The sequence below is a fragment of the Methylobacterium indicum genome (assembly GCF_017347565.1).
Classification (GTDB): Bacteria; Pseudomonadota; Alphaproteobacteria; order Rhizobiales; family Beijerinckiaceae; genus Methylobacterium; species Methylobacterium indicum.
Genome location: NZ_AP024145.1, coordinates 870,633 through 887,937 on the forward strand (window position 1 = coordinate 870,633; position 17,305 = coordinate 887,937).

General features: G+C 72.9%; 14 protein-coding genes and 1 other RNA gene. 10 read left to right on the plus strand and 5 right to left on the minus strand.

The genetic code is table 11. From position 1 onward, the window contains the following. Window positions 1–122: 122 nt before the first annotated feature. From miv_RS03995 to ffs, 3 genes are all read right to left on the minus strand, one after another. Window positions 123–443 (minus strand): YbaB/EbfC family nucleoid-associated protein, encoded by a 321-nt coding sequence (locus miv_RS03995; RefSeq protein WP_048431602.1) that lies wholly within the window; start codon window positions 441–443, stop codon window positions 123–125. A gap of 67 nt (window positions 444–510) precedes the next feature. After that, the gene (locus tag miv_RS04000; RefSeq protein ID WP_207181552.1) at window positions 511–2,475 is read right to left on the minus strand and encodes a DNA polymerase III subunit gamma/tau; all 1,965 of its coding nucleotides are present in this window, start codon (window positions 2,473–2,475) and stop codon (window positions 511–513) included. 62 nt (window positions 2,476–2,537) lie between these two features. Then, window positions 2,538–2,634: signal recognition particle sRNA small type (gene ffs / locus miv_RS04005), an RNA gene on the minus strand. Window positions 2,635–2,747: 113 nt separating this feature from the next. On the opposite strand from ffs, the gene miv_RS04010 reads away from it, so the two are divergent. The 8 genes from miv_RS04010 to miv_RS04045 all read left to right on the plus strand — a co-directional run bounded on the left by miv_RS04010 (window position 2,748) and on the right by miv_RS04045 (window position 13,146). After that, window positions 2,748–3,737, plus strand: coding sequence for an alpha/beta fold hydrolase (locus tag miv_RS04010; RefSeq protein ID WP_207181553.1), 990 nt, complete (start codon window positions 2,748–2,750; stop codon window positions 3,735–3,737). Window positions 3,738–4,063: 326 nt separating this feature from the next. Next, on the plus strand, window positions 4,064–5,323 hold the full coding sequence (locus miv_RS04015; protein ID WP_048426896.1) for an aromatic ring-hydroxylating oxygenase subunit alpha: 1,260 nt from the start codon (window positions 4,064–4,066) through the stop codon (window positions 5,321–5,323). A gap of 2 nt (window positions 5,324–5,325) precedes the next feature. Continuing rightward, window positions 5,326–6,474, plus strand: a complete 1,149-nt coding sequence (locus miv_RS04020) for an FAD-binding oxidoreductase (protein ID WP_207181554.1) — start codon at window positions 5,326–5,328, stop codon at window positions 6,472–6,474. 83 nt (window positions 6,475–6,557) lie between these two features. Continuing rightward, on the plus strand, window positions 6,558–8,600 hold the full coding sequence (locus miv_RS04025) for an NADH:flavin oxidoreductase (protein WP_207181556.1): 2,043 nt from the start codon (window positions 6,558–6,560) through the stop codon (window positions 8,598–8,600). 52 nt (window positions 8,601–8,652) lie between these two features. After that, on the plus strand, window positions 8,653–10,554 hold the full coding sequence (locus miv_RS04030) for a DUF3483 domain-containing protein (RefSeq protein WP_048461391.1): 1,902 nt from the start codon (window positions 8,653–8,655) through the stop codon (window positions 10,552–10,554). Further along, a complete protein-coding gene (locus tag miv_RS04035) occupies window positions 10,551–11,819 on the plus strand; it encodes an electron transfer flavoprotein subunit alpha/FixB family protein (protein WP_207181557.1) in 1,269 nt (422 codons plus the stop codon). Before miv_RS04030 ends, miv_RS04035 begins: the two co-directional genes overlap by 4 nt. Continuing rightward, window positions 11,816–12,616 carry an adenine nucleotide alpha hydrolase family protein gene (locus miv_RS04040; protein WP_048426252.1) on the plus strand — a complete coding sequence of 267 codons (801 nt, stop codon included), beginning with the start codon at window positions 11,816–11,818 and terminating at the stop codon, window positions 12,614–12,616. Before miv_RS04035 ends, miv_RS04040 begins: the two co-directional genes overlap by 4 nt. Window positions 12,617–12,624: 8 nt before the next feature. Further along, window positions 12,625–13,146 (plus strand): prolyl-tRNA synthetase associated domain-containing protein, encoded by a 522-nt coding sequence (locus miv_RS04045; RefSeq protein WP_048426251.1) that lies wholly within the window; start codon window positions 12,625–12,627, stop codon window positions 13,144–13,146. Between the two features lie 106 nt (window positions 13,147–13,252). Here the strand turns inward: miv_RS04045 and miv_RS04050 are convergent, their stop codons facing one another. Beyond that, a complete protein-coding gene (locus tag miv_RS04050; protein ID WP_207181558.1) occupies window positions 13,253–14,704 on the minus strand; it encodes an NAD(P)-binding domain-containing protein in 1,452 nt (483 codons plus the stop codon). 25 nt (window positions 14,705–14,729) lie between these two features. Here miv_RS04050 and miv_RS04055 point away from each other — a divergent pair, with 25 nt between their 5' ends. Next, on the plus strand, window positions 14,730–15,359 hold the full coding sequence (locus miv_RS04055; protein WP_207181559.1) for a 2-hydroxychromene-2-carboxylate isomerase: 630 nt from the start codon (window positions 14,730–14,732) through the stop codon (window positions 15,357–15,359). A gap of 102 nt (window positions 15,360–15,461) precedes the next feature. Then, complete coding sequence (locus miv_RS04060) at window positions 15,462–16,877, plus strand: M20 family metallopeptidase (RefSeq protein WP_207181560.1); 1,416 nt, start codon at window positions 15,462–15,464, stop codon at window positions 16,875–16,877. A gap of 108 nt (window positions 16,878–16,985) precedes the next feature. Here the strand turns inward: miv_RS04060 and miv_RS04065 are convergent, their stop codons facing one another. Further along, window positions 16,986–17,285 (minus strand): GNAT family N-acetyltransferase, encoded by a 300-nt coding sequence (locus miv_RS04065; protein ID WP_244748857.1) that lies wholly within the window; start codon window positions 17,283–17,285, stop codon window positions 16,986–16,988. Window positions 17,286–17,305: the final 20 nt, after the last annotated feature.

Genomic DNA, 17,305 nt, shown 5'->3' on the forward strand with positions numbered 1-17,305 from the left:
CCTCACCCTCGGCTATCGCCTCGCTGCGTCCCCTGAACGGGGACACAGCCCTCTCCCCGCCCGCGGGGAGAGGGGAACGCGACCGACCCGATGTTGCGAAACGCCGAGCCGGATCAAAAAAGCTAGAATGGCAGCTTCATGCCGGGTGGCAGCGGCAGGCCCTTGGTCAGGTCCTGCATCCGCTCCTGGGCGGCCCGCTCGGCCTTGGCCTTGGCGTCGTTGAGGGCGGCGACGATCAGGTCCTCGAGGATCTCCTTCTCGTCCGGCACGAGCAGCGCGGGATCGAGGGTCAGGCCCTTCACGTCGCCCTTCGCGGTCATCGTCACCGAGACCGAGCCGCCGCCCGACGCGCCCGTGACCTGGACGCCGTCGAGCTCGGACTGAAGGTCGGCCATCTTCTGCTGCATGGCCTGGGCCTGCTTCATCAGTCCCATGATGTCCATGGCGGCGTCCTCGCGGTGTGAGAGAGAAGTTCGTCGAACGGGATGTGGGGCGCCGGGGGCCCGCCGGCTACAGGTCCGGGTCGTCGGAATCCGGCGGCGGGACGTCGTCGGGCTCCGGCGTGTCGGGAGCCTTGTCGCGGACGTCGACGATCTGGGCGCCCGGGAAGCTCTTGAGCACCGCCTGGACCAGCGGGTGGCTCGCCGCGCCCTGGTGGCGGCTCGCGACCGCGGCCTTGGCCCGGGCGTCGAGCGTCGCCTCGCCGGTCTCGTGCGACAGGGCCACCACCCAGCGCCGGCCGGTCCAGGCATGGAGGGCGTTGGCGAGGTCGGTGGCGAGCGTCGCCCGTCCGCCCTCGGCGAGGCGAAGCTCGATCCGGCCGTCCTCGAACCGCACCAGATGCGCGTCGCGCTCCAGCGCCATCTTGAGGCCGATGTCGCGGCGCTCGTCGGCGAGCGCCACCACGTCCTCGAACCGGCGCAGGAGCGGGCCGGATTCGGCCTTCGGTGCCGGGGCGGCTTGCGGGGCGGGAGCGGGCCGGGGCTCCGGCGCCGACGGGACCAGGGTCGGGCGCGGCATCGCCGGGGCCGGGGCGGGCGCGGGCGGCATCTCGGCGCGCACCTCCGGCAGGGCGCGCAGGGCCGGCGCGGCGCCACCGGCCCGCATCGCGGTGACCGGGGCGGGGGCCGCCTGCATCGCGGGCGCCGTCGCCCGGACGGGGGTGCTCGCCATCGCGGAGGCGCCGGCCGGGGCGGCGCCCGGCGCCCGGGCCGGCAGGGCGAGGCTGCCGCCGTCGCGGATCTGGCGCAGGGCCTCGTCGGGCGTCGGCAGGTCGGCGGCGTAGATCAGGCGCACCAGGGCCATCTCGGCCGCCGCGAGCGGCCGGGACGCGGCCTGCACCTCGGGAATCGCCTTGAGCAGGATCTGCCAGGCGCGGGACAGCGCCCGCACCGAGAGCCGGTCGGCGAAATCGCCGCCGCGCACCCGCTCGACCTCGCTGAGCGAGGTATCGACGCGCGCCGAATCGGGCGCGAGCTTGAGGCGGGTGACGAGGTGGGTGAACTCGGCGAGGTCGGACAGCACCACCGCCGGATCGGCGCCGGATTCGTGCTGGGAGCGCAGCTCCGAAAAGGTCGCCGGCACGTCGCCGCGCATCGCCGCCTCGAACAGGTCGACGACCCGGGCGCGGTCGGCGAGTCCCAGCATGTCCCGCACCGTCTCGGCGGTGACGTGGCCGGCGCCGTGGGCGATCGCCTGGTCGAGCAGCGAGAGCGAGTCGCGCACCGAGCCTTCCGCGGCCCGGGCGATCGCGGCGAGCGCCTCCGCCTCGGCCGAGACGCCTTCCGCGTCGCAGATCTTTTGCAGGTGCGCGATCAGGGCGCCGGCCTCGACCCGGCGCAGGTCGAAGCGCTGGCAGCGCGACAGGATGGTGACCGGAACCTTGCGGATCTCGGTGGTGGCGAAGACGAACTTCGCGTGCGGCGGCGGCTCCTCCAGCGTCTTCAGGAAGGCGTTGAACGCCTTCTCGGACAGCATGTGGACCTCGTCGACGATGTAGACCTTGTAGCGCGCCGAGACCGGCGAGTAGCGGATGCCGTCGATGATCTGGCGGACGTCGTCGATGCCGGTATGCGAGGCGGCGTCCATCTCCAGCACGTCGATGTGCCGGGATTCCATGATGGCGGCGCAGTGCAGGCCGAGCTTCGGCAGCCGGATCGTCGGCCCGGCATTCGCATCGTCGGGCAGCGCGTAGTTGAGGCCGCGGGCGAGGATGCGGGCGGTGGTGGTCTTGCCGACCCCGCGCACGCCGGTGAGCATCCAGGCCTGCGGGATGCGGCCGGCCTCGAAGGCGTTCGCCAGGGTGCGCACCATGGCGCCCTGGCCGATCAGGTCGTCGAAATCCTTGGGCCGGTACTTGCGCGCCAGGACCCGGTAGGCGGGAGCGGGCGGCTGACCGGCGCTCTGCTTCGGCGCGGCACCGAACCCGGGGAGACCCGGCTCGTCGATCGAGGGCGTGCCGGAGGTCTCGTCCATGCGCTCGCAGGGTCGTGAGGCCGGCCCCCGCGAGGGGGCGCACGCGCTCCTGAAAGGAAAAGGGTGGGAGGCTGGACGAAAACCCGCTCGGTCTCGTTAGGGCTGCTTCCTTCCGGACCTGACCCGGTTGGCGAGTGAAACGTCCCTCGCCAACCTCCCGAGGCCTATATGGCGGGACGTCGCCGGAAACGCAAGCGCGGGTCGGGCCCGCCGCATGACTCCGCGCTGCCGGTGCGTTGTAAGAGCCTCGCCGTCACCGGAGACCCCGCCGCATGCGCTATCCGCTCCTCGCCCTCTGCCTCCTGTCCGCGACCGCCGCCGCGGCGGCCCCATCCTACGGGCCGGAACTCGAAGGGTTCGACTATCCCTATCCGGTGAAGCGCCACGCCCTCGCGTCGCAGGGGCAGGACCTGTCGATGGCCTATATGGAGATCGTGCCGGAGCGCCCGAACGGCCGCACCATCGTGCTGCTCCACGGCAAGAACTTCTGCGCCGCCACCTGGGGCGATACGGCCGGCGTCCTGGCGCGGGCCGGCTACCGGGTGCTCGCCCTCGATCAGGTCGGCTTCTGCAAGTCGTCGAAGCCGGCGGGCTACCAGTTCAGCTTCCAGCAGCTCGCCACCAACACCCACGGATTGCTCGCCTCCCTCGGCATCGCCCAGGCGACGATCGTCGGGCATTCGATGGGCGGGATGCTGGCCGCCCGCTACGCCCTGATGTTCCCCGACGCGGTCGATCAGCTGGTGATGGTCGATCCCCTCGGGCTCGAGGACTGGCAGCAGAAGGGCGTGCCCTACCAGACGATCGACGCGGCCTACGCCGCCGAACGCAAGACGAGTGCGGCGAGCATCAAGGCCTACCAGCTCAAGTTTTACTACGACGGCCAGTGGAAGCCGGCCTACGACCGCTGGGTCGAGATGCAGGCCGGCCTCTCTGCCGGCCCGGGCGCGGAGCGGGTGGCCTGGAACCAGGCCCAGACCTCCGACATGGTCTTCACCCAGCCGGTGGTGCACGAATTCGACCGCCTGCGCGTGCCGACGGTGCTGATGGCTGGGACCCAGGACCGCACCGCGCCTGGCGCCAACCGCGCGACGCCGGAGGTCGCCGCCACCCTCGGGCACTACGACCGGCTCGCGCCGGAGGCGGCGGGACGGATCAAGGGCGCCCGGCTGGTGATGTTCGAGGGGTTGGGCCACTCGCCGCAGGTCGAGGCGCCGGACCGGTTCCACGAGGCGCTGCTCAGGGAACTGGCGGCCAAGTAAGGCGGTCCACGAAGCGAGGCGGTCCACGAAGAGCGTTGCCGCCCTTTCGGCAGGGTGGCTCCCGCGGAGTGCGGCCGCCCATGCCCTTCGAGAGCGTCGGTCTCGACGGAGATGATGCGGCCTGGATAAGGCGGGCGCCCCGTCCGTTGGCGACAAGGTCCGATGCCGATCGCCGCCGGCACCGGCTTGCGCGGGGACGTCCGCGCCCTCGCCCGGGGCATCGCGAACGGGCGTCGCGGCGAGCCAAGCGAGTGTCGCTGGCGTGGCAGCGGGGCGGGGTGGCGGGGGCGATAGTCGGAGCACCTGAATGGCTTCGGAGGCCACCGATGCTCGACGTGACGCCGACCCCCTTGCAGCGCCTCCTGCGGGAGCGCCGTCGCGGCTACAGCCTGCCGGCCGCGTTCTATCTCAGCCCGGAGGTGTTCCAGGCCGACATGGATGTCATCTTCGGCCGGCACTGGATCTATGTCGGCGTCGAGCCGGACGTGCCGGAGGCCGGCGACGTGATGGTGGTCGATATCGGCACCACCTCGGTGGCGATCGTGCGCGACGACGACGACCAGATCCGCGCCTTCCACAACGTCTGCCGCCACCGCGGCGCGCGCCTCGTTCACGAGGAGAAGTCGACGGTCGGCAACCTCGTCTGCCGCTACCATTCCTGGACCTACGACCTGACCGGCGACCTCGTCCACGCCGACCACATGGGCCCGGACTTCAAGAAGGGGTGCCACGGCCTCAAGCCGGTCCACATCCGCTCCCTCGCCGGCCTGCTGTTCATCTGCCTCGCCGACGAGCCGCCGGCGGATTTCGACGAGATGGCGGCCCGCCTCGCCCCCTACATCGCGCCCCACGAGATCAAGAACACCAAGGTCGCGTTCCAGAAGGACATCATCGAGCCGGGCAACTGGAAGCTCACGATGGAGAACAACCGCGAGTGCTATCACTGCGGCGGCAACCATCCCGAGCTGACCGTGCCGCTCTTCGCCTACGGCTTCGGTTTCGCCCCCGAGGAGATGAGCGAGCACGACCGCGCCGAGGCCGAGCGCTACGGCTGCCTGCTCAAGACCCGGCACGCGGAATGGGAGGCCGACGGCCTGCCCTCGCGCGAGATCGACGAGCTCGACACGATGATCTCGGGCTTCCGCACCGAGCGTCTGCCGCTCGACGGCGAGGGCGAATCGCACACGATCGACACCAAGGCCGCCTGCAAGAAGCTGCTCGGTACCCTGACCAACGCCAAGCTCGGCGGCCTGTCGGTCTGGACCCAGCCGAATTCCTGGCACCACTTCCTCGGCGACCACATCGTCACCTTCTCGGTGCTGCCGCTCGATGCCGAGCGCTCGCTCCTGCGCACCAAGTGGCTGGTCCACAAGGACGCGGTCGAGGGCGTCGATTACGACCTCGCCAACCTGACCGGCGTCTGGGAGGCCACCAACGACCAGGACAGCGAGCTCGTCGGCATCTGCCAGCAGGGCGTGAGGAGCCCGGCCTACGAGCCCGGTCCCTACTCGCCCAACACCGAGATGCTCGTCGAGAAGTTCTGCAACTGGTATGTCGGCCGCATGGCCGCGCATCTCGAGCGCTGACCATGGCGGCCGCCCCCGCCTCGCTCGATCCGGCCGCCGCGCTCCTGGCGGCCGCCACCGCCTGGGATGCGGAGGCCGACGACACCCTGGTCTGCCTCGCCGTGCGCCAGGAAACGCACGACGTGAAGACCTTCGTGCTCGCGGCGCCGGAGCCCCGGCGTTACGCCTACGCGCCGGGCCAGTTCCTGACCTTCGCCTTCGAGATCGGCGGCGAGACGGTGCATCGCTGCTACACCATCTCCTCGGCGCCGACCCGGCCGCACGCCGTGTCGATCACCGTCAAGCGCGTGCCGGGCGGACCGGTCTCGAACTGGCTGCACGACACGCTGAAGGCCGGCGATACCGTGCGGGCGCTCGGGCCGATGGGCGAGTTCACCTGCTTTGCCCATCCGGCGCAAAAATACCTGCTGCTCTCGGGCGGCAGCGGCGTCACCCCGATGATGGCGATGGCGCGCACCTTCCACGATCTCGGCCAGGGTCGCGACGTCGCCTTCGTCCACTCGGCCCGCACGCCCGCCGACATCGTGTTTCGCGGCGAACTGGAGACGATGGCCCGCCTCGACCCCGCCTTCCGCCTCCACGCGGTCTGCGAGGGCGACGCGCCGGACGAGGCCTGGACCGGTCCGAGGGGACGCCTGTCGCTGGCGATCCTGCGCGAGGCGGTGCCGGATTTCCTCGAGCGCGAGGTCTTCGTCTGCGGTCCCGCCCCCTACATGGCGGCGGTCCGGACGATGCTCTCCGAGGCCGGCTTCGACATGGCCCGCCACCACGAGGAGAGCTTCGACTTCGGCGCCCTGCCGGAAGCTGACCGCGCGGCGGCGGCGGAGGCCGAGCAGGCTCTCGATGCCGAGGCCCAGGATCCGCAAGCACCGCTCGCGCCGGCCGTCCGGACCTTCCGGGTCGAGTTCGCCAAGACCCGCCGGGTGCTCGACTGCCCGGAGGATTCGACGGTGCTCGACGCCGCCCGCAAGGCCGGGATCCGGCTGCCCTCGTCCTGCGCCAAGGGCCTGTGCGGCACCTGCAAGTCCAAGGTCACCTCCGGCACGGTCGCGATGACCCATGCGGGCGGCATCCGCCAGCGCGAGATCGATGCCGGCATGGCCCTGCTCTGCTGCTCGAAGCCCACGAGCGACCTCGTCGTCGAGCGCTGAGGACGGGCGCCGGCCCCGCGCCGCGCCCGCTCCCGCCTCCACCGCCTGCCTGATTCCTCGCCCAATCCTTCGGGGGTCGTCCCGTGATCGCCAATGCCGACGCGCTTCTGAAGCCCCTCACCATCAAGGGCCTCACCATCCGAAACCGGGTGATGTCCACCAGCCACGCGCCGGGCTACGGCCGGGACGGCAAGCCGCAGGAGCGCTACCAGCTCTACCACGCCGAGAAGGCGAAGGGCGGCATCGGGCTCACCATGTTCGGCGGCTCGTCCTCGGTCGCGCCCGACAGCCCGGCCGCGCCCTGGAACCAGATCTCGGTCGCCGACGATTCGGTGATCCCGTATTTCCGCCAGTTCGCCGACCGGGTGCACGAGCACGGCGGCAAGCTGATGATCCAGCTCACCCATATGGGCCGGCGCACCAAGTGGGATACCGAGCACTGGTTTCCCACGGTCTCGCCCTCGCCCCGGCGCGAGCCGGCCTCCCGCACCATCCCCAAGGAGATGGAGGAGGAGGACATCGCCCGGGTGGTGAAGAGCTTCGCGCAGGCCGCGCGCCGCTGCCGCGAGGGCGGGCTCGACGGCTGCGAGGTCTCGGCGGCGCACGGCCACCTGATCGACCAGTTCTGGTCGCCCAGCGTCAACCAGCGCACCGACAAGTACGGCGGCAGCCTGGAGAACCGGATGCGCTTCGGCATCGAGGTGCTGGAGGCGATGCGGGCCGAGGCCGGCGACGACTACGTCATCGGCATCCGCATGTCCGGCGACGAGATGATCGCCGACGGTCTCTCCCAGGAGGATTGCCTGGCGATCGCGACCGAGTACGCCAAGCGCGGCCTCGTCGACTTCCTCAACGTGCTCGGCGGCCAGGCCCGCGACCACATCGCCCACGCGATCTCGCTGCCCAACATGTCGTTCCCGGTGGCGCCGTTCCTGTTCCTGCCGAGCGCGATCAAGCGCGAGGTCGACGTGCCGGTCTTCCACGCCCAGCGCGTCACCGATCTGGCCACCGCGGCCCGCGCCGTCGCCGACGGCCATGTCGACATGGTGGCGATGACCCGCGCCCACATCGCCGACCCGCACCTCGTGAAGAAGCTCTCCGAGGGGAGGGCCGACGACATCCGCCAATGCGTGGGTGCGGGCTACTGCATCGACCGGATCTATGTCGGCGGGGACGCGCTCTGCATCCAGAACGCCGCCACGGGCCGCGAGGCGACGATGCCGCACGAGATCCGCAAGGCGGATGTCCGCCGGCGCGTCGTGGTGATCGGCGCCGGGCCCGGCGGGCTCGAGGCGGCCCGGGTCTGCGCCGAGCGCGGCCATGCCGTGGTGCTGTTCGAGAAGAGCGGCCAGGCCGGCGGCCAGATCGGGCTCGCGGCCAAGGCCGGCTGGCGCGAGGCGATGTCGGGCATCCCCCGCTGGCTCGTCGCGCAGGTGACGAAGCTCGGGGTCGATCTGCGGCTCAACACCGAGGCGACCGAGGCGGCGATCCTGGCCGAGAAACCCGACGTGGTGATCGTCGCCACCGGCGGCAGCCCGTCCCGCGGACACGCCAAGGGCGCCGAGCAGCACGCGGTCACCACCGCCGAGGTGCTCTCCGGCGCGGTCGAGCCCACCGGCTCGGTGCTGCTCTACGACGAGATGGGCCAGCACAACGCCTCGTCGGTCGCCGAGCTCCTGGCCAAGCGAGGCTGCCTCGTCGAGGTCGCCACCCACGACCGGATGGTGGCCGAGGAGGTCGGCACCACCAACCAGCCGATCCACCTGCGCGAGCTCTACAAGCTCGGCGTCGTGATGACGCCGAACATGGAGCTGATCGAGATCTACCCCGAGGGCAACCGCTTCGTCGCGGCCTTGCGCAACACCATGACCGACGCCGAGGAGGAGCGCCTCGTCGACCGCATCGTGGTCGATCACGGCACCCTGCCGGTGGACGGCCTCTACAGCGGCCTGAAGGCGGGCGCGGTCAATCACGGCCAGATCGACCAGGAGGCGGTGCTGCGTGGCGAGCCCCAGCCCTACGACCTGTCCAAGGGCTATGCCCTGTACCGGATCGGCGACGCGGTGGCCGGCCGCAACATCCACGCGGCGATCTACGACGCCCTGAGGCTGTGCAAGGACCTGTGAGTCCCCGGCTCCTCCCTCACCGTTCTCCCTGCCCGAGCCCGGACGACATGGCATGACCGGCCCCGTCTCGTTGACCACGGTGTTTCCCGGCCTCGTCTGGGCCATGGCGATCCTGGCGCTCGTCCAGATCTTCCGGCGCGCGGCCCTCTGGCGGGCCGGCGCCGCGGCCTCCGTGCCCTGGTTCTCGGGCCTCGCCAGCCTGCCGCGGCGCTACCTCGTGGACGTCCACCACGTCGTCGCGCGGGACGGCTACGCCTCGCGGATGCACGCCGTGGTGGCCGGCGGGATGCTGGCGGCCTCGCTGCTGACGGCTCTCGCGATCCTGCCGCCGCTCGGCGGCTTCCGGCCCTATTGGGGCGTCGTCGCGCTGGCTTTCGGGGTCATGGCGGCGGGCTCCCTGATGGTCGGGGCGCGTCGCTACCCGGTGAAGAAGCCCCGCCTCTCCGCCGGGCGGTTCCAGGTCCTGCCGGTCCTGCTCCTCGCCTACGCCCTCGGCGGCACGGTGACGGCGCTCCTCCTCGCCTTCGGGGTCGGCGATACCGGTCTCGCCCTCGTTGCCGCGGCGCTCGCGGCGGCGGGCGGGCTCGGCCTCGCCTTCGAGGTGCGGCACGGGCCGATGCGCCATGCGGCGGCCGGCGCGCTGCACCTCGTCGCCCATCCGCGGCCCGGCCGCTTCGAGGGCCGCCCCGACACCGCGCTCCAGCCCCTCGACCTCGATGCGCCCCGCCTCGGCGCCGAGATGCCGGCGGACTTCACCTGGAACCGCCTCCTGTCCTACGACGCCTGCGTCAGCTGCGGGCGCTGCGAGATCGCCTGCCCGGCCTTCGCGGCCGGCCAGCCCCTGAACCCGAAGAAGCTGATCCAGGACCTCGTCGCCGGGCTCTCGCCGGCGGAGCCGGCCTATGCCGGCGCTCCCTATCCCGGCGGCCGGGACGCGATGGGCGGGCGCGGGGCGCTGATCGAACTCGTCGGGCCCGAGGCCCGGATCCATCCCGACACGCTGTGGTCCTGCACCACCTGCCGCGCCTGCGTCGAGGAATGCCCGATGATGATCGAGCATGTCGACGCCGTGGTCGCCCTGCGCCGCAACCAGACCCTCGAACTCGGGGCCCTGCCCGAGAAGGCGGTCGGTCCGGTGACCGAGCTGCGCCAGACCGGCGAGGCGGGCGGGCGCCCGCTCGCCGCCCGCACCGATTTCGCCGCCGGCCTCGACCTGCCGGTGCTGGAGCCCCGCGGGCGGGCGGACGTGCTGCTGTGGCTCGGCGAGGGCGCCTACGACCTGCGCTACGGCCGCAGCTTGCGCGCCCTTGTGCGGCTCCTGCGGCAGGCCGGCGTCGATTTCGCGGTGCTCGGCCCCGACGAGCGCGACACCGGCGACCTCGCCCGGCGCCTCGGCGACGAGGCGACCTTCCAGGCCCTCGCCAAGGCCAACATCGCGACCCTGGCCGCCCGCGATTTCGGCCGGATCGTCACCGCCGATCCCCACGCCCTGCACGCCCTGCGCAACGAGTACCCGGCCTTCGGCGGCCACTACGCGGTGATGCACCACACCGCCTTCCTGCTCGAGCTGATCCAGGCCGGACGCCTGACCCCGGGCCGCCTGACGGACTGCTCGGTGACCTACCACGACCCCTGCTACCTCGCCCGCTACAACGGGGAGACCGAGGCGCCCCGCGCTCTGCTCGACGCGATCGGCGTGTCCCGGGTCGAGATGGCCCGCTCGGGCCGCCGGGCGATGTGCTGCGGCGGCGGCGGCGGCGCGCCGGTGAGCGACGTGCCGGGCGAGCGCCGGATTCCGGACCTGCGCATGGCGCAGGCGGCGGAGACCGGAGCCGGCATCGTCGCGGTCGCCTGCCCGTCCTGCACGGCGATGCTGGAGGGCGTGCCCGACCGCAAGGCCGAGATCCGCGACATCGCCGAGCTGCTGCTCCAGGCCGTGGAGGCCGGACGATGACCCGCCCCCGCCGCGATCCCCGCGCCGAGCGCGCCGCTTTCCTCGTCGCCCCCGGGGAGGGGGCCCGCCCCCGCCTCGACCGGACCAGCCGCCGGGACGGCGGGGGCCGGCCGCGACGCGATCCCCGGCGCGAGCGCGACGGCCAGCGGGTTCCGGGGACGCTCCGCCCGCGCTACGACCTGAGCCAGGTCGCGCTCAGCCGGGTCGCACGCATCGAGGCGGGGCCGGTCCACGAGGCGCTGCCGCGGGCGGTGCAGGCCCCGGTCCCCAAGGTCGTCGTCCTCGACGCGCCGGCCTTCCTCGTCCTCGTCGTGCCCGACGCGGCGGGCGGCCGCCTCTCGACCCACGACCGTCAGGTCCTCGGGGCCGCCCGCCTGCTCGCCGGCCGCGAGGGCGGCGTGGCGCTCCTGGCGCTCGGCCCCTGCGAGGGCAGCGGCCCGGCCGGTGCCGACCGCCTGGTCCGGCTCGACGACCCGGACGGCCACGATCCCGAGAGCTACGATCCCGCCGGCCGCGCGGCCCGGGTCGCGGCGGCGATCGGGGAGCTCCGGCCCCGTCACGTCCTCTTTCCCGAATCCCCCGACGGCGGCGACCTCGCCCGGCGCGTCGCGGTGCGGCTGCGCCAGCCGCTCTTCTCCGACGTCGAGGCCGTCGCCGCCGCCTCGCTCGCCCGTCCGGCGCGGGGGCGCCGCGTCGAGCAGCGCGCGGCGCCGGGGCTCCTCGCCACGCTGTCGTCCGATGCGGTCGCCGACTATGCCGGACCGCCCCGCGAGGCGCGGGAGATCGCCGGTCCGGCCGAGGCGCCGGTCGGGAAGGACTCTTCGAAGGGCACGGCGATCCTGTCGGCGACGACGATTCCCGCCGATCCCGCCACGGTGCCCCTCGGCCTCGCGAGCTTCGTCACCGCAGCCGGCAGCGGCGTCACCGACCTCGCGACCTTCCGGCAGGTCGTCGCCGCCCTGCACGCGACGCCGGGCGCCAGCCGTGTCCTCTGCGACGCCGGCCTGATGCCCCGGGCGAGCCAGGTCGGCGCCTCGGGCACCGTGCTCGCCGCGACCTGCTACGTTGCACTGGGCATCTCGGGCGCGCCCCAGCATCTGCAGGGCGTGGCGGGCTGCGAGCACGTCGTCGCGGTCAACACCGACCTGCACGCGGCGATGATCGAGCGCGCCGGCCTCGCCATCGTGCAGGACGCGCAGGCCGTCATGCCGGCCCTGCTGCGGCTCCTCGCGCAGGAGGCCGGCCGGCCGGGAGAGGCCCCATGAGGATCGCGGTTCTTCTCTCGGCCGGTCGCCATCCGGTCTCGGGCGCCCCCGTCCTGCCCCGGCTGGAGGCGCAAGCCATCCGCCTCGCCGTCGGGCTCGGCGCGGCGGGCGAGGTCTTTGGCCTCCATGCCGGCCCGGATGCCGCCGCGGTGGCCGACGGGCTGGGCCAGGGGCTGACCCGGATCGAGCACCTGCCCGTTCCCGCCGAGGCCGATCCGGTGCCGGCCCTGGCCGCCCGCCTGGCGGTGCTCCAGCCGGACCTGATCCTCGCCGGGCGGCGCGGGCAGGGCGGGCCCGAGACCGGGCTGATCCCCTACGCCCTCGCCGAGGCCCTCGATCGTCCCCTGATCCCCGATGTCGTCGGCCTCGCCCCCGAGGCGACGGGAGGGTTGAGCCTCGACCAGAGCCTCGGTCGCGGCGCCCGGCGGCGGGTGGTGATCGCCGGTCCGGTCCTGGCGACCGTCCATCCCGACGCGCCGGCCCCCCTCGCCTACGCGTATGGCCGGGCGCGGCGCGGCGCGCTCGAACCCGTCGCGCCCGTCGCGGTCGCGGATCCGGCTCCGATCGATGCCGTCGAGGAGCGGCCCTATCGCCGCCGGCCGAAGCTGGTGAAGGGCGCACCCGCCGGCGGCTCGGCGGCCGAGCGCCTGAAGGCGGCGACCGGGGAGAGCGGTGCGTCGTCCGGCGGGCGCCTGCTCGTCGCGCCCGATCCCGACGAGGCCGCGCGCGAGATCCTGGCCTATCTGCGTCAGGTCGGCGTGCTCGCCGCACCCCGTGCCACCGACGATTCACGATGAGACCGACCATGCCCCTGACTTCGGACGACCTCCTGGCGCGGCTGCGCGAACGCGGCACCCCCTACACCCTCCACGAGCATCCTCCGGTCCTGACCGTCGAGGCGATGATGGCGGCCTGCGGCGACATCGCGGGGGCGCACACCAAGAACCTCTTCCTGCGCGACGGGAAGAAGACCTACTTCCTGGTCACGCTGCGCCACGACGCGCAGGTCGACCTCAAGGGCTTCCGCTCCGTCCTCGGCGCCCGCGGCGGCCTGTCCTTCGCCAGCCCGGACGCCCTGCGCGAGCAGCTCGGCGTCGAGAGCGGCGCCGTTTCGCCGCTGGCCGCCCTCAACGCCGCGCCCGGCGCCGTGAAGGTGTTCATCGAGGACGCGTTGCTCGCCGAGGAGCGGATCAACGTCCACCCGCTCGTGAGCGACCGCACCGTAACACTGACCCCGGCCGACCTGCTGGCCGCCCTGCGGGCCGAGGGTCACGCGCCGGAGCCGTTCGGGCTGCCCGGCGGGACGGGGGACGAGGCGGCGGCCTGACGGCGCGCGACGATTCCGTGTGCGATCCGGCTGGCCGGGTCGCACACGACACGTGTCGACGGATCCCGGCGGGAGGCCTGTCCGCGCGACGAGCCCGCGGAGTGCCTCACCGCGCCTCCCGCGCCACGAAGAACGGCGTCGGCTCCAGCTCGGCGTCCTCGTGCGCCATCATGCGGGGAAAATGGTCGTCGGCCTGCGACACGAAGAGGTCGCGCACCAAGGCCTGGGCGAGGCGCGTCGCCCCGATGCCGAGGCCCGGGATGTCGCCGGCGAGCGCGCCGTGGCTGAGGCTGACGCCCCAGTTGAAGACGTGCAGCAGGCCGAGTTCCGGCAGCGTGCCGGGCGCCCGCTCCAGCATCTGCATCCCGTCGCCGAGATAGGGGAAGCGGGCGGCCTCCGGATGCGCCTCCGCCTCGGCGGCCGACACGCGCTCGCCCCAGGTCAGCACCGCGTCCCGGAAGCGGTCGAGCTCCGGGCGCCGCGTCAGGTCGATGTCGAAGCCCACCGCCACCACGGCGGCCTCGACCGGGTAGCGGCCCTTGCGGGTCTCGACCACGAGGCCGTCCGGCGCCTCGTGGATCCCGGTCCAGCCCTCGCCGAACCGGACCGCGAAGTTCGGATGGCGGGTGCAGCGCAGGACCGATTCGTGCGGCGGCGGCGTGCCCTCGCCCATCATGTACCGGGTGAACGCCCAGCGCCGTTCGTCGTCGAGGGCGGCGTAGCCGCGCAGGAAGCCCGGGAAGGCGGCCCATTTCGACTTGTTGACCTGCGGGAAATGCGAGCGGCGCACGAACAGCGTCACCTCGGCGGCCCCGGCTTCCAGCGCCGTCGCGGCATTGTCGATCGCCGAAGCCGAGGCGCCCAGCACCGCGACCCGGCCGCCGCGGAAGCGGGAGAAGTCGATCGGGTCGGAGGAGTGGAAGAGGCGGCCCGCGCCGCCGGTGGCGAAGGGCGGCATCCGCCGGCCGCCGGATCCGTCGCGGCCGCCGGCGAGCACGACCTTGCGGGCATACAGGGTCTCGGGCCCGGCCGGTCCCTCGATCCGCGCCCCGATCAGCCCGTCCGCCGGCCAGAGCTGCAGCAGGCGGGTGTCGTTCTCCACCGGGATGCCGACGGTGTCGCGCACGAACAGGAGGTAGCGCAGCCAATCGAGGCGCGGGATCTTGTAGAGGGCGGCCCAGCCCTCCTCGCCGGCCTGCGCCTCCCACCAGGCCCGGAAGGTCAGGGAGGGGATGCCGAGATCCGGGCCCGTCAGGTGCTTGGGGGAGCGCAGGGTCTCCATCCGGGCAAAGGTGCCCCACGGCCCCTCCGCGCCCCGGGGCGCCTGGTCGATCACCCGGAGGTTCGACACGCCCTCGCGCAGGAGGGCGAAGGCGGCGGTCTGGCCGCACATCCCGGCGCCCACCACCAGCACGTCGAGGGCGGGGCGCCCGTCCGGGCCGTCCACCGGCAGGGTCCAGCGCGCGGGCGGGTGGTTCAGGCGGGCGAGGTCGCGCCGCACCTCCGCGGCAAGGCGTGTCAATCCCTTCACGGCCGCGCTGTCCCGGTCGATATCCATGCCCGTGCCAATCCTGGAGGTCCCGATGCCCGATCTGTCCTGCTTCTACAGCCTGTCCTCGCCCTGGGCCTATCTCGGCGGGCCGCGGCTCCAGGACATCGTGCGCCGTCACCGCGCCCGGCTGATGCTCAAGCCCTTCGACTTCCAGGAGGTGGTGCCGAAGACCGGCGGCGTGCCGATCCGGACCCGGCCGCAGCCGCGACGCGATTATCATGCCGTCGAGCTCGCCCGCTGGCGCGACTATCTCGGCCTGCCGTTGAACGTGACGCCCCGGCACTACCCGATGGAGAACCCGGCGCCGAACTGGAACAAGCATGCCGGCTGGACCGTCATCGCCGCGCAGGCCGCCGGCCTCGACGCCTTCCCGCTCTCGCACGCCATCCTGCGGGCGCTCTGGGCCGAGGAGCGCGACATCGCCGATCCGGCGGTGCGCCGGGCCATCGCCGACGAGGCCGGCTACGACGGCGCCGTCCTGGTGGCGGCGGAGGGCGACGAGGCCGTGCAGGCCATCTATCGCCGCAACGGCGAGGAGGCCGAGGCACTCGGCGTGTTCGGCTCGCCGACCCTCGTGCTCGACGGCGAATTGTTCTGGGGCCAGGATCGGCTCGGCTTCCTCGACCGGGCGCTGGCGCGGCGCGCGGCGGCCATGAGCTAACGGCGCGCATTCCAGGGCCGAGCCGGGCGCATGGCGCCCGGCCCCCATCGTGCGACAAGGGGTGGGGCAACCCTGCACAACAGCCCCGGGGCACGAGGAAACATGCACAACAGCGAGGCGATCTGGCGGCACGTCGAGGAGCATGCGGCGGCGTTCGTGGCTCTCTCCGACCGGGTCTGGGCGATGCCGGAGCTCAACTTCCAGGAAGTGCGCTCCGCGGCCGAGCACACCGCGATGCTGCGCGCCCAGGGCTTCCGGGTGACCGAGGGCATCGACGGCATCCCGACCGCCATGATGGGCGAGGCCGGGGAGGGCGGTCCCGTCATCGCGATCCTGGGCGAGTACGACGCCCTGCCGGGCCTGAGCCAGGAGGCGGGAATCGCCGAGCACCGGCCACGGCCCGGGGAGGGCGCCGGCCATGGCTGCGGCCACAACCTGCTCGGCGCCGGGGCGCTGCTGGCCGCCACCGCCGTCAAGGACTGGCTCGCCAGGGAAGGCCTGCCCGGTCGCGTGCGCTATTACGGCTGCCCGGCGGAGGAGGGCGGCGCCGCCAAGACCTTCATGGTGCGCGACGGGGTGTTTTCCGACGTCGACGTGGCGATCACCTGGCATCCGGGCCCGTTCGTGGCGATCTGGGAGCCGGTCTCCCTGGCGATCCAGCTCATCGACTTCGCCTTCGTCGGCAAGGCCTCGCACGCGGCCGCCGCCCCGCATCTCGGCCGCTCGGCCCTCGATGCGGTCGAATTGATGAATGTCGGCGTGAACTACCTGCGCGAGCACATGCCGAGCGACGCGCGGGTGCACTACGCCTATCTCGATGCCGGCGGCATCGCCCCCAACGTCGTCCAGGCGAGCGCCACCGTGCGCTATCTCGTGCGCGCCGCCGACCTGCCGAGCCTCCTCGACCTCGCGGCCCGGGTGGAGAAGATCGCGCAGGGCGCCGCCCTGATGACCGAGACCACGGTGACGAGCCGTGTGGTGAGCGCCATGTCGAACCTCCTGGCGAACCCGCCCCTGGAGGAGGCCATGCACGCCAACCTGATGCGCCTCGGCCCCCCGCCCTTCGACGCCGAGGACCGCGCCTTCGCGGACAAGATCCGGGCGACGCTGACCACCGAGGACATCGTCTCGGCCCATCGCCGCTTCGGCATGCCGGTCACCGATGCGCCGCTCTGCGACGCGATCGTGCCGCTGCGGGCGGTCGGCGAGCGGATGATGGGCTCGACCGATGTCGGCGACGTGAGCTGGGCGGTGCCGACCGTGCAGGCACGGGGCGCGACCTACGCCATCGGTACGCCGGGCCATTCCTGGCAGATGACCGCCCAGGGCACGAACGCGGCGGCGCACAAGGGCATGGTCCATGTCGCCAAGGCGATGGCCGGCACGGCGGTGGACGTCCTGCGCGATCCCGACCTGCTCGCCCGCGCCAAGGCCGACCATGCCGAGCGCCTGGCCCGCACGCCCTATCGCTGCCCGCTGCCGGACGGCCTCGCGCCGCCCCTCGACATGGTCGGGTGAGGTCTCGTACGATTTCCTCCGATCGCTTCGCGATGTGGGAAATCGGCTTCGCCCACGCGTCGCGCAGGCTCGTGATGCCCGATCCGGCGGTGATCCTCCGGATCGGTTTCAGCCCGGCAGGTCGCGGTGGCGGCGCAGCCACGCCGCCGCGTAGCCGCAGAGCGGCACGATCTGACGGCCCTCCGCCCGGGCGGTCTCGGCGACCGCCCGCATCAGCCGGTCGGCGGCGCCGGTACCGCGCAGGACCGGCGGTGCGTACACGTAGGCGATGACGAGGGTGCCCGGCTGGCGGCGGTAATCGGCATAGGCGACCGCGCCGTCCACCTCGAGCTCGAACCGGCTCCGCGCCGGATCGTCGCGCATCTTGGTCTTGCGCGTCTCGTTCGCGTGCATCTCGTTCGCGGGCATGGCGTCACCCGGCCTGTCGC